This is a genomic window from Halopseudomonas sp., assembly GCF_036960865.1.
Lineage (GTDB): Bacteria > Pseudomonadota > Gammaproteobacteria > Pseudomonadales > Pseudomonadaceae > Halopseudomonas.
The window spans coordinates 43,814-56,450 of sequence record NZ_JBALWE010000001.1; the positions used below are offsets into that span (position 1 = coordinate 43,814).

The following is a 12,637-nucleotide window of genomic DNA, read 5'->3' on the forward strand; positions in this document are numbered from 1 at the left end:
GAAAGCTGTACGAGTTCTGAGCAGAGGATCAACAGGATGGAGGGCAGCGCAGTTTGGTCGCTTGAATACGCTGTAATAGAGCCGTCCTTGGGAAAATCGCTCTGCCTTGATGCGACTTAGATCACAATAGCAATCCGCTACTATCAGGTAAAGCACGAAAACAGTGCACTCACCAGACAAGCAGTGAATCGCTCCTGCGAGGTCAGCCATCCATGGCTTGTAGGCTCCATCCCTGCCCGCTCCCAGCGGGCACAGTTGGATGATATGTCGCGTTAGCTGACAGACCAATATTGGTCATGCATACAGGTCAAGTTTTCAGGCGGATGCCGGAACCTGCGCCTCCCTTTTTGGAGCGCGCTACTTAGTCGCTTACTTAGTCGGTTACTTGGTCGCAGCTTGCGGGGTACAGCGATTTTGCGGCTGCTAGGCTGTCACATGCCCGCGAAGCCCGTTTGGCAGCGCAATGAAACTTGCGCCAAGCCAAACCAACATGCCATCTTGATTGACACGTCTTCACAAGCGACGGTTATGTGTCAGCTTTTCAAGCAGGTAAGGACACCATGAAACGCAGTACCACCCCCGAATCCGTTCGCTGGGATCTTGCCCTTCGCTACCGCTTGATCGAGACGGCCGCCTGGTGGGAAGGCCGGGGCGATTCACACAGCACCTGATGCAGAGCTTCGGTATCAGCCGCCAGCAGGCCTCCAAGGACATGAGCACCTCCATCACCGACCATGCCCCGAAGAACCCGGAGCGGTTCAGGTCGCATTGAAGGACTCACACCGTCGGCATCAAGTCGATAGACCAAGCCTCCAACTGTCCCTGCGATACTTGGGAGCTATCGAGCAGATCAAGCAGTTCTTCCTGTCGCGGCTGACCAAAGACCACCCGGTAAGCAGCCAACTGGCGTTTCAACCTGGCGAAGGCCTCAACCTCGCTGGTGTAAGGCAATGCCGGCACATGGCGCTCGATCCGAGCCTCTCCCGGTGCGACCCAATAAGGCACTAGTTCGCTGCGGCCCTGCGCACGCGCTTCCCGATCAGCCCGCACAAAGATTTCTTGCCAGAGGTTTTGACCGGGGCGCCAGTTACACAGTGACTCGGAGGAAAAGCGGGCGGCAACATTCTTACGTACTGCGTGCCCCTTATACCGATGCACCCGCCCCTCCCGCTGCTCCATATCCACCGGATTACCGGGCAGGTTCCAGTGAACAATCCGATGACACCACGGATGGAAGTCAAGCCCCTCTTGTCCCACTGATGTACTCGAGAGCAGGAATGGGCGGAATGGGCTGTTGAAGGCCTTTCGTACTGCGTCCTGAGTCAAACCGCCCTCCTCTGACTGCAAATGCCCAAAGCGCAGAGCAAACATCATCCGCAGATGCAGCTCCTCCGTCTCAACCTGTTTACCCTTAACCCGATAGCAGCGAGCCAGCACTCGTGAAGGCCGTGGCTCTACCATTCCCACCAGATCGGCTACGCAGTCACGGCAGACGGAGTTGATTTCCTGGCCTGCCGTCCAACCATGCTGCTCGAACACTAGATGCCAGGTTTCGTCGAGCACTGCTTGCAAGTTCCCGTCACGGCAATAGCGCAAGACACGATGCCAGTAGGCATCTTCATCGCTGGAATCAGAAACGGTGGAGTCCAGCTGACGGATAAGGCGAATCGATGCCGGGCGGTTGAACAAACGCCAGAATGAATAGGCGGTCCTAGCAGCTAGCTCCCGACGTACCAGCGGTGACAATCCAGGCACATCAAGCATGCGCGCAGCAAGCACAGCCGGCGAGCCAAGCGCTACATCAGTTAGGGTTTCAAGCAAGTGATCAGGACGGCGTCCAAGGGTGCTGATATCCAGGGAGAGCAGGTCATCTACGTAGCCAGGCAAATACTCAGGATTGGGTCGATACTCCGGTGCTGTAGAGTCATGCGGCCAGCCAGACAAAAACTCCCGCATGCCAGGATCCAGCAGCAACGGCGCCGCCCATTCCCAACGATTATCTACCGCAGCATCCTGAGGATCAGGCAAGGTTTGGAGCAGTTCAGCCACCTGACCACGTACCCATTCGCGCCGGTCAACACCTACTGGAGCAGCAAGAGGATGGGCCTTATCTGCCAGTGTCAGACAGGGCATAAGCAGCAGCAACAGGCGATGCCGGGCTCGAGATCCACCTGTTTCAGCCAGGCGCAACAGCGCGCTCTGGCGACGATCCGGTTCGTGGTAACTCTCAAAATCAGGCCCCAGCATTCGCCTCTCGGCTTCATAGCTGAGCAGACCACTGACTACATCGGGAACCATGTTCCAGGCAGAGAACAACAGCGCCTTGCTCTGCCCATGCTGCCCCTCATAGGCTCCAGCCAACGGCCAGTATGGTACGGTCGGTGGCATCCAAAGCAGCTTCCACAATCCACTGTCGATCAAGCGTTCTCGCAAATCACGCAGCTTTGCATGCGCATCCGGCACAGGCTCGAGCTTTGAGACTGCATCGATGGACAGCATGCTGTCTTGGTGCTCGGTGATGACCTTGGCCAGCTTTTCAGGGAAGCGCTGCTGCGTATCCTGGATCCGCTTGTCCACCTTGTATCGATGCATGAAGTTGGCGAGATAGGGGGCGGACTTCCAGTAAACCATTGGATCTCGCTCACCTACCGCACGAAACACCGCATCTGCCGACAGATACTGGCGTACATCCTCAGGCTGCAGTTTTACGGTATTGCCAGGCTCGACCAGCATACCGTCATGTTCTTCTGTAGCTGCCACGCGCTCGGTGCGAGCCATCACCTCTCGCAGGCAGAGCTCAAGCTCCTGCTTAGCTGACAAGATCTGATCCGTTTCTCCCCTAGCTGCACGACGTAACCCGCGACCAAATTCGGTAATCGCAGACTTCAGACGAGCGCCCCGCTTCTCGTCATGCCCAAGCAGAAAGGCGGTAGTAGCAATGAAATCTTTATAGTGGTCCTCCTGCTCAATCTCTGCGTCCGTGGTGAACAGCTTGTACGGAGTTGCGGAGAGCAGCAGCACCCTCGCAGGGACTCCCTCCGATGATTTAGCGCTAAACAGTGCCTGAGCAATCTCTGCCGCAGGATCAGATTCGGCTTGTTCTGGATCCAGAAGTGTTTTGAAGCGCTGGAACTCATCCACCACTATCAAGTCCGGCTCCAGCGCTTCGACGCAAACCTCAGCCAGCAACTGGCGTAGTTCGCCGATCAAGCGTCGGCGTAAATGACCAGCATCCGGCGGGTACGACTCCCGATAACGAGCGAAGTAGCCGGTTGCGGCGTCAATGACCTTCTGCTGCAGACGCCCGCTATCCCGGAATCGCTCCCGGAAACGTGCAGCAATGCCCTCCTCCAGCGGCAGTGGCCAGTCATTGAGCTGCTGACGCCAGCGCTCACGGCTCTGGACTGCTCCCTGGAGAAGGTTCATCAGACCCACTCGCGGCCTAACTACACCATCGAGGAGGTGAAACAATAACCGACGCTCATCCCGCATTCCGGTCGAACGCCCCATATTGAAGGAGGTACCTGGGGTGAAGCTGACAAAGTTCAGCTTGCTACCAGCCAATCCCAGCTGCCCCTCACGGGGGGCAAGCTCAGTAGCGAGCATGGTCAAGCGAGAAGCAAGGGAAAAACTGACCTGGTTGTCACCGGTAATCCGCAGCTTCGGTAGATTGGAGCGGGCAATACTCTGGTTGCTGCAGATATAGATCACGTCGATCCGGTCGACATCCTGCCAGAGTTTGTCTACTGCCCGAGCGATCACACCTCGGGCGACCAGCGTCTTGCCAAGCCCTACTTCATCAGCAACCAGAAAGCGGCCCGTACTGTCATCAGCATCGAACAGGCGATAGAAAGCATGCTCCACTGTGCGCCGCTGGAAAGTCTTCAGTGGGGCCAGAACACTGTCGATATCCGGTCGTTTCATTGAGCTTCCATGTCATTCAGTACTGAATCAACTACTTGCCATACGACATAAAGATCATCAGGCACGATCTTTCGCCCCTCTTCCGACTGGCGCAAATCAGCAATCAGCCGTCTTACCGGGAGCAGCCGCTGCGGGTCCCTTGAGGCGGCGCGCAGCATGTCTTCCAGCAATGGCTCACCTCGGAGTCCCTGGCCTCCGGCAAAATTCCAAGTTTGTCCGGAACTGTCCCTGATGAGCCCAGCAATCTCCTCCAGCCCGCCAAGTAAGGCCCGCAGGAACTGCATGAAACGCTCTGGGCTATCGACCAGGGTGCGTAACACATGATGGATCCGCTCCTCCGGCATCCCTTCTACAGGCAGCTTGATGGCAAGATCGAGTCTCTCATCATGTCCATCCACGGCGATGCTGAAAGCTATAAATGCTGTCAGCCTGGCAATTGGTAGATGCCAACTGACACCATCCTGCCAGGCCTTGGACTGATGCCCTTCAACCGATAAGGGCCAAGCGGTTAGTGTGACGCCTTGAGGTAGGGCAATCCCACCCTGCACTGCCATTTGCCAATCGCTTTCTGCTGGTCGACAGCTGACACGCAATCCCGCGCCCAGCAATGCGTCTCGAGCCTGTCTGAGCTTGGTTGCGGCCTCTTGAGCTGTTTCTTCCTCAGGCGTGTACTCAGCAGGCTGGTAGTCTTCACACAGACGCTGAAAACCCGACTCCATAAACAGATTGATGCCAATTCCTGTGCCCCCCGGACGTCCTTTAGGACCTGAGGCCGACGCCATCACCTCAACATTTCTCCCGGTAAAAGCGGCATCAGTCAGATTGGCTGAGCCGATAAACCAGGTGGCTCGATGCCCCCGCTCAAATACCATCAGCTTGGCATGCAGGCCAGATGGCCGTAGCTGAGATCCATCCTCCGCTTCTCCATCGGCCGTCGGACTCAGCACTTGTACGAGGCTCCAATCCTTGGCCAGATCCACTTCAAGTTGCGAGAGCTGATCTGCACGACTAACCAACAGCGACTCACTCGATGCCAGGCTGGCGATTTTTTGCAGCGCCTTGTCAGACAGGAAGGGAGCTATGGCCAGCACCCGAGTTGCCTGCTCGACTGGACTCCAGTGTCCCTTCTGCTTACCAAAACCCAACACATGAAACTCAAGACCGCTATCGAATCCCTCTGACGCCGGAAACGCGGTCCGCTGTACTTCATCCGCCAGTTGCTGAATGCCTGTAATGACTGCGTCATCCAGCGTTTCATCTCCTAGGCCTGGTAATCGACGCAACAAGTCAGACAGCGGCTTGCTTGCTGCAATTGTTTTTTTGCCTGGAGTCGCCTCCGACGTCAGGGCAATATCCCAAGATCGATCAAAGGTTAAATTGCGAGAAGCTACAGATACACGAATCAGCGGTGGCTCATTTTCACGAACAAAACGGGCCACCCAAACCTTGGGATGGAATACCCCACCGTTAGGCGCTTTTACCGGATGGACGCTGGATTCCAACGCCCCATATAGAGCCCGGCCGTTGGCGGGTACGGCAATGCCGGCCTCGTCGACAAACACCTGTATACGCTCACCTGCCTCGCGAATCGCCTCGAGCAACATCAGCGGATCCAGCAAGAGCTGCTCTACTCCAGCATCTGTCTGTGCCAATACTGCCAGCGGCAGAGCCAACAGAACCTCCAGATCCAAGCTGTATGTCGTCAGTACAGTGCGATCAATTCGGTAACCTGGTGGAGGCTTGAGCAAATCCATCGCCACAGCACGGGAATCGGGAGACAACATCAGTGCGACAGCCCCTCATGTAGATCCATCAACATCCGGCGCACCTGACTCCAGCGAAACTCCATACGACCAACACCTACACGGCCACTCCAATCTGCCAACCGGCCGGCATTTGCAAGTCGCGCCCGCTTGGGACCTTTAAGCTGCCGCTCTCGCATTTCAATCAGGGACCGTAATCCCTGATCATTAAGCGCTCGTTCAACATCTCCATGACTGACACACTGCAACCAACGCTCTACAAAACGGCGCTGAGGCTCTGAACTACGCGCCTTCTGGCGCGCCACGAAAGCCCACAAATCCTCTGGCTGGAATGTCTGCAGATCTGTCTTGGCACGCACCATCCATTCGGAAAACTCCTGACGGTAGGAGTCAGCTGTTGCCATATCAGCTTCCGACCGATTGGTCTTACCACGCTTATCCGCCAACATAAGGTTGTAAAGGAGCGGTGCACCTTCAACAACTAATGAAAACTGGCGAGCCAACTCGAGTGTGGCAACGATCTGTGAGGGGGCGTCAGGTGCCAGTTGAACCTGCCAAAGCTTGTGAGACTGCCCGGCAAGATCGTGATCAGCCAGCCAGCCCAGCAAAGAGCCATTACAGTTGGCACGGATCTGAGCCTGGACGAACTCTGACTCTTCACGACTAAGAGAAAAATCTGCTCCTACAGGGAATCCGGCCGGTGCTGCCGGCAACCTGGGATGCCACGTATGCCGACCAGTCAAGAGCAACCCAGGATCGTCTGCCGATATCTCAGGGCGTCGAACCTGGCGGCGCAGCTCATCAAAATGGGTGTGATACCAACTCAGGCTCTGTCGGGGCCCGAAAACCCCCCAACGCGACAGTGCGGCCCAATACACACTGCTTGGCAGACGAGCCAGAGATTCCCGCGCCTGGATGCCGATCACACCATCATTGCCTTGATCCGCAAGATGGGAGATCAACTCCACCTCTTTAGAGCGCGCAGTTCTGGCGACATCCCCTCCACTCCCCGTTTGCTCGAGACGCTTGTAAATCCACGGGATAAACAGCACATAGCGCAAACGTGTATGCAGTACAGAAGTCCCAGGGAACAGGGCATCAGACAGGGCATCGCGGAGACTACCGAGGCCAAGTTCGTCAACAGTGCCCTGCTCCTTGAACAGATCAAGAATTTGGCGAACCTTATCGCGATCCGCTGAGGTCAGGTCCAACCAGGTTAAAGATGCAGTCAAATTCCGCGCCACCCTTCAAAAATAGCTCCCAGTTTTAGAAGCAATACCATGAGGTTGATGGCAGAGAGGATCCCCAGACTTGAGCAATCCGCCAACACGAGTTGGCCTGCCGAGCAAGCCCAGATCAGTGGCTAGGGACTCCACAAACCCTTGGGACAACGATCGATCAGCGCGCGCATTTCTGCAGAGACCGATACTCATCCTCGCTGTCCTCCAGAAACCGAACTATCACACCCGCAACGTCGTCAGAAGCGCGGAGACGAATGAGCTCTTGGGCGTAGTACTTTGCATGATAAGCATTAAACACGGCTCAAGTTCCTTCTACAGCCTGTCGAGTAAGCGAATTTCGATTGGCAACCAGAATACACACCTGGTTTGTACATACACACTCCCCAACACTAACGGTTTTACCCTATGTTCGAGTGCGACATACGGGCACAGCGCTCAGAAATCTTCTACGGGCATTCTTTGCATACTTTCGCGTGCACTTTCGCGAGAAAGTGTCGGCAGAGCAAACTTGACCAGTAGCGTTGACTCATACTCGTCCTCATATACAACCAGCTCAGCCAGCCGAGCTGTTTCGGGAGCAGCAAACGCAGCAGCACTAGCTGTGCTGAACCGACGCACGACGTCACCGGATTGCTCGATAAACGTGTAAGTCAGCTGGCCCTGGCTAAGCCCCAGGGTTTCGTAATCGTTCAGTCGGCTCTGAAACTGTTGCGAGTTTCGACTCACTTGAAGGGCTTCAAGCAGGTCCAGCTGATCGTTGGCGCCACGCATCGAAATGAGAGTAAACCCACCTGCCAAGGCTCCCATGAGCTTGACGTACAGGTCATAGTCAAACTCGGCAACAAGCATGACCTCCGCCAAGGAGCCTTCCGTCGGGCTCAGCACCGCACCGAAGGGGTGCCCCAGAAACTCGACATCATCTATGCAAACAGCCTTGGCACCAAAATCTGCCGCACAGTCGTAGAAGCCTAGCTCTTGGCTAAATGAGGCCATCGGGGTTTTGTAAGCCCAATCTTTAAACAGCTTGGGTTGCTCGGCAAAAGCCGCTTGAGAGGCCATCAATAGGCCGGAGAGTGCCGCAATGAGTATGCGCATATAAAGTCCCTTTTAAGTTTCGATGCGTACGAGCAGCGCCGTAACCTGACGCCACTATGACTGCTGCTAGCAAATTTGAAGAAGATCACTTTATCTACCGCCAGGCAACGGGTAAAGCAGTTGACGCTGGCCGTAGCTGCATGCTTATCCCGTTTGTTAAATGAGGCCATCCCTGACCAAGGATCCATCCCAGCCCACTCCCAGTGGGCACAGTTGGATGATATGTCGCGTTAGCTGACAGACCAATAATGGTCATGCATACAGGTCAAGTTTTCAGGCGGATGCTGGAACCTGCGCATCGCTCCTTGTATACACGCTACTTGGTCGCTTACGTAGCCGGTTACTTGGTCGCGGCTTGCGGCGGGCAGCGATTTTGCGGATCCCAGGCCATCGACCACCGTTGAGGGCTAATCGGTAAAGCATCCGACCTTGCATCAATCCGAATCAACATGCCATCTTGATTGACGCGTCTACACAAGCGACGCTTATGTGTCAGCTTTTAAAGCAGGTAAGGACACCATGAAACGCAGCAACACCCCCGAATCCGTCCGCTGGGATCTTGCCCTTCGCTACCGCCTGATCGAAACGGTTGCCTGGTGGGAAGGTCGGCTGACCACACAGCATTTGATCCAGAGCTTTGGTATCAGCCGTCAGCAGGCGTCCAAGGACATCAATACCTACATCACCGAGCATTCCCCGAAAAATCTGGAGTACGACAAGCACCTGAAGGGCTATGTACCAAGCAAGCATTTTCTGCCGCGCTTTATCGACGACAGCGCCAGCGCTTACCTGCATCTGCTTAATCAAAGCCACGACCGCGCGCCGCACATTGAAGGCCTGGCGCTAGCCTACGCGCATACCGAGGTGCTGGATGTGCCGGACAGATCGGTGCGCCCGGAGGTGCTGCGGCCGTTGCTGAAGGCCTGCCGTGAGGACCAGCGACTGGAGTGTGACTATGTGTCGTTCACAACGCCCGATGGCGAAACGCGCCTGATCGCGCCGCACACACTGGTGTTTACCGGTATGCGCTGGCATGTGCGTGCGTACTGCGAGAAGAACGGCGACTACCGCGACTTTGTACTCAGCCGCTTTCGGGGTGCGCCGGACTTGATGGATGACCTGTCGGACAATACCCGCGAGGCAGACACCGGCTGGAACACACAGGTTTCGGTAATCATCGAGCCGGACTCGCGCCTCAAGCCGGAACAGCGGGCCATCGTGGAGGCGGATTACGGCATGATCGGCGGGCAGCTGGAGATCCAGACCCGCGGCGCATTGGTGCAGTACGTATTGCAGCGCTACCAGATCGACCCAACCAAAGTGCACGCCAAGCCCACAGCCCAGCAGATTGTGGTCGGTAACCTCGAGCAACTGCAGCCGTGGTTTTACAAGTAACCCAAGGATCCCCGATGGCAACCAAACCCACGCTGTACACATTGTTTATCCAACTGGAGCCGCTGCAAATCGAACCGCCCGTATGGCGTCTAATCCGGGTAAACAGCGACTGCACGCTACGCAAGCTCCATCACTTTATCCAGGCGGCGTTCGGCTGGCACAGCTGCCACCTGCATGAGTTTCAGGACGGACTCAATCACTATACGCCGCTGGATCCGGAGTCTACCGACCTGCAGGGCGATGCGCAGGATGACCGACGCATCAAGCTGACAAAAGCGTTCAAGCATGTGGATCGCGTGCGCTACACCTATGACTTTGGCGATAGCTGGCAACACGTGATTGCGCTGAAAGCACAGGAGCCGAGCGATGTATCCGGCACTTGGTGCGAGGTACTCGATGGTGCCGGTGCCTGTCCGCCAGAGGATGTGGGCGGCGTGCCAGGGTATCTGGACTTTCTGCAGGCGATTGCTCGGCCAGACAGTGACCAAGGCCAAGAGGCGCCGGCCTGGGCCGATGGTCACTTTGATCCGACGTTATTTGACTGCAGAGCCGCCAACGCAGCCGTCCAGCGTATCTGCAACAACCTTTGGGGTTAAGTCTGAAGAAGCTGCTGGTTACTCCTCCGGCAGCGTCTTGTAGACCGTCATGAAGAAACGCCCCGGCTGGCCGTCAACCATCTCGACGTAGCCTTCGCGCCGCTCCTTGCACCAGCCTGCATCCCAATCAGCCGCAAACCGTCTGAACTCGAGCTCCTCTTCGCACTGCGCGAGAAGTTCACACCAGGCAGTGTTGAGGTGTCCGAATGGCAGATCGGGCACCGCACCAAGCGGATCTGAAACCCGCTCTCGGGCTTCGATTTCGGCCACGGTGAGTGACTCGAGCAGATGATCCCCGGTTACAGCGAACTCAGGTATGGGCGCTGCTGCTTCAAACGGCCGCTCCAGCAGAGGAAGCAGAAGCAGCACCGGCCAAATCAGACTACTGATCAGAATCAGAGGCAACCAGCGCCGCTTGGATGGCTGCCAGTCCGGGTCAAGGGCCTGCGCTGCCATCTCGGTTCTTGGTGGGGCCTTAGCGTAGGCTCGCGCGCCATTGATACTGAAGCCGATGCCGACCAGCAGGCCAATGCCAAGATACAGGTAAAGATAGATCACTCCCCTGCCCCCTCTTGCACGCCCGGCCTCGGGAAAACGGTAAACGCCCCCACGCCATACCCCTCAGGTGCATCGGGGGTGTCGGAGACGCCGTTGTGTTTCTCCACGGAAGCGACAAGCACACCGCGCTCAAAATCCAGCAGCAGATCACGCTCATAGATACTCGCGTAGCCAGCATGAACGTACTTCAGCAGCTTACCGCGTGGAACCCTGATGCGGCCGGAGTACCAATGGGCGAAAACCCGCTCCGGATATCCCGGAAAAACCGACTCCAGTGACGCATCCTCCCCATTACTAAGCCAACCCTGTATCGCAACCAAGTACAGCCGGTCGTCCAGCAGCTGCCAGGTGGCAACATAACCACGTATGAGCGCAGTGGAACTAGGTTCAAACTCAGGATAGGCACCGCCCAAACGAAAGTAAGTGCCGAGCGGAGCGTCGCAGATGGTCATCCGCTGCCCCTGGTAGAAAAGCAGGTCGCCGATCTGAGCAGTCATCAGGCCTCCGATGGCGGGTCAGGTAATTCAGGCACGGAGAACGCCGCGGCGCCGAGCAGCAACGCAACGCCAAACATGAACAACCCCATACCCCAGGACTCGGTCACACCAAGCCAAAGCCCGTAGCCCATCGTGGCCAGCTGCAGCATCAGGATGCTGGCATTGAAAAGATACTTAATCAGAATCCCCATGCCGCGATACCTCCTACCAATAACCAAGACCAATGTCGTGCCTTAGTGACGGCCCTTATGCAGATGCCTCGAAGCAACGCTGGCCTGGATGCGTTCGATCACCTGATCCCTGAACTCCGCATGCCCATATTCAGCACGCGGGTGCGCTATGCGATAACAGGTGGCGCCAGCCGCTTCGAACTCCCAGAGTTTGCCCGGAACCAGCTTGTCTTTAGCGGTCTGGTATCCGCCGAGATGCTCATTAAACAGGCTCCGGATAACTCCATCCGCGCCTCTGATCCCCGAAGCAAATACAATGAAATCCGGCTTAAAACGTCGTATCTGCGCGGCCAGTAGTTGCTGGGAAATGGAGGCAATTTCGTTGAATTCGTCAGCTGGCCGTCGCCTTGGACTTTTCTTGGCGTAGTCCCATGCGAAAAGGTTGGCGTATATGAGCGCTCGCGGATCAAGGGCAAGCTCCTTGGCTAGCCGGAAGTAATACTCCATAAAACGGCTTCTCGAGGTATCGACGATCTTGTCGCCCTTCAGCTTGAAGTGTTTTCTGTAGCGCCTGAAGGACTCGTTTACTACCTCTGATACCGAAACACCGCCCAGCCCCGCTGCGCGCTTAATAGTGTTTTTGTTGTTATCGGTATTCCAACCTGCAGTCTCCCGACCAACCAGCATGACCTTGGTCTTTGCCGTCAAATACTCATCAAAGGGCTCTGGTAGAAATACGCCGGAGTACTTGTCCTCATCCAGATTGAATTTATCAATCCGCAGACCCTGCAGCATGCGCGCGTATTCTTGTTTCAATGCATCCATTCGTTATGTCCCTTCTGATTCCAGTAGATCGTCGTTCGATAGCCATTCAATCATAAGGCTGCCTTGATCGATGCGTACGACACCGATTTTTCGCTTCGTCTGACCGGTCTGCGCGCGGTACTGAATAAAGCAGTCAATCAGCTCCATAAGGTATTGCTTGAAGCCGGTCTCGCTCGCTCTTTCAAACAGATCCCCTTCAGTACGCCAGGAGGCGTGGCTCAGCCGGGCTTCATCATCCTCTGCAGCAAAAACAACCTGACCACAGCCCTGAACAATGCCCGGAAACTGCCTCGCCAACATGTCCAGGCGCAATAACTCGAACTCGCTACCAGTGCTGCTGGTTTTGCCTTTCATAACCCACCGAGCTCCTCGATTCTTACTTGCTGAAACCAGCATGCCATAGAGAGCGACAAGGCCTGTCGCAGCCCGCAACTGATAGCCTTGAGCGTCACCCTCCGGAGGTTTAAATAACGCCAGTCTGAACCCGGCACCAACACACTTGCCTATGCGCAATTCTACGCCCTGCGAACAACCGCCCCGCCGCGACCCATTCTGTCGCACCACACCGTCATA

The 12,637-nt window shown here is 56.1% G+C and carries 11 protein-coding genes and 1 pseudogene; 3 read left to right on the plus strand and 9 right to left on the minus strand.

Features of this window, described 5'->3' with window-relative positions; all coding sequences use genetic code 11:
- Positions 1–560: 560 nt before the first annotated feature.
- Positions 561–748: pseudogene (locus V7747_RS00110) on the plus strand (WYL domain-containing protein); the annotation flags it as partial.
- 29 nt (positions 749–777) lie between these two features.
- On the opposite strand, the gene V7747_RS00115 reads toward V7747_RS00110, so the two are convergent.
- The 4 genes from V7747_RS00115 to V7747_RS00130 all read right to left on the minus strand — a co-directional run bounded on the left by V7747_RS00115 (position 778) and on the right by V7747_RS00130 (position 8,023).
- Positions 778–3,924: a DEAD/DEAH box helicase gene (locus V7747_RS00115; protein WP_335614047.1), complete on the minus strand. Its 3,147-nt coding sequence runs from the start codon at positions 3,922–3,924 to the stop codon at positions 778–780.
- Entirely contained in the window at positions 3,921–5,708 is a 1,788-nt protein-coding gene (locus V7747_RS00120) for a phospholipase D family protein (RefSeq protein WP_335614048.1), read from the minus strand. The genes V7747_RS00115 and V7747_RS00120 overlap by 4 nt, the downstream gene beginning before the upstream one ends.
- Positions 5,708–6,919: a DUF6361 family protein gene (locus V7747_RS00125; protein ID WP_335614049.1), complete on the minus strand. Its 1,212-nt coding sequence runs from the start codon at positions 6,917–6,919 to the stop codon at positions 5,708–5,710. The genes V7747_RS00120 and V7747_RS00125 overlap by 1 nt, the downstream gene beginning before the upstream one ends.
- A gap of 444 nt (positions 6,920–7,363) precedes the next feature.
- The gene (locus tag V7747_RS00130) at positions 7,364–8,023 is read right to left on the minus strand and encodes a hypothetical protein (RefSeq protein ID WP_104739199.1); all 660 of its coding nucleotides are present in this window, start codon (positions 8,021–8,023) and stop codon (positions 7,364–7,366) included.
- A gap of 519 nt (positions 8,024–8,542) precedes the next feature.
- On the opposite strand from V7747_RS00130, the gene V7747_RS00135 reads away from it, so the two are divergent.
- Both V7747_RS00135 and V7747_RS00140 read left to right on the plus strand, forming a co-directional pair.
- Complete coding sequence (locus V7747_RS00135) at positions 8,543–9,418, plus strand: WYL domain-containing protein (RefSeq protein ID WP_335614050.1); 876 nt, start codon at positions 8,543–8,545, stop codon at positions 9,416–9,418.
- 14 nt (positions 9,419–9,432) lie between these two features.
- Positions 9,433–10,014 (plus strand): plasmid pRiA4b ORF-3 family protein, encoded by a 582-nt coding sequence (locus V7747_RS00140; RefSeq protein ID WP_104739201.1) that lies wholly within the window; start codon positions 9,433–9,435, stop codon positions 10,012–10,014.
- An 18-nt stretch (positions 10,015–10,032) separates the two neighbouring features.
- Here V7747_RS00140 and V7747_RS00145 read toward each other — a convergent pair whose 3' ends face one another.
- From V7747_RS00145 to V7747_RS00165, 5 genes are all read right to left on the minus strand, one after another.
- A complete protein-coding gene (locus tag V7747_RS00145) occupies positions 10,033–10,470 on the minus strand; it encodes a hypothetical protein (RefSeq protein ID WP_335614051.1) in 438 nt (145 codons plus the stop codon).
- A 98-nt stretch (positions 10,471–10,568) separates the two neighbouring features.
- The gene (locus tag V7747_RS00150) at positions 10,569–11,069 is read right to left on the minus strand and encodes a hypothetical protein (protein ID WP_335614052.1); all 501 of its coding nucleotides are present in this window, start codon (positions 11,067–11,069) and stop codon (positions 10,569–10,571) included.
- Positions 11,069–11,260, minus strand: a complete 192-nt coding sequence (locus V7747_RS00155; protein ID WP_335614053.1) for a hypothetical protein — start codon at positions 11,258–11,260, stop codon at positions 11,069–11,071. The genes V7747_RS00150 and V7747_RS00155 overlap by 1 nt, the downstream gene beginning before the upstream one ends.
- A 42-nt stretch (positions 11,261–11,302) precedes the next feature.
- On the minus strand, positions 11,303–12,064 hold the full coding sequence (locus tag V7747_RS00160; protein WP_335614054.1) for a hypothetical protein: 762 nt from the start codon (positions 12,062–12,064) through the stop codon (positions 11,303–11,305).
- Positions 12,065–12,067: 3 nt separating this feature from the next.
- Positions 12,068–12,418, minus strand: coding sequence for a hypothetical protein (locus tag V7747_RS00165; protein ID WP_335614055.1), 351 nt, complete (start codon positions 12,416–12,418; stop codon positions 12,068–12,070).
- Positions 12,419–12,637 lie beyond the last annotated feature (219 nt).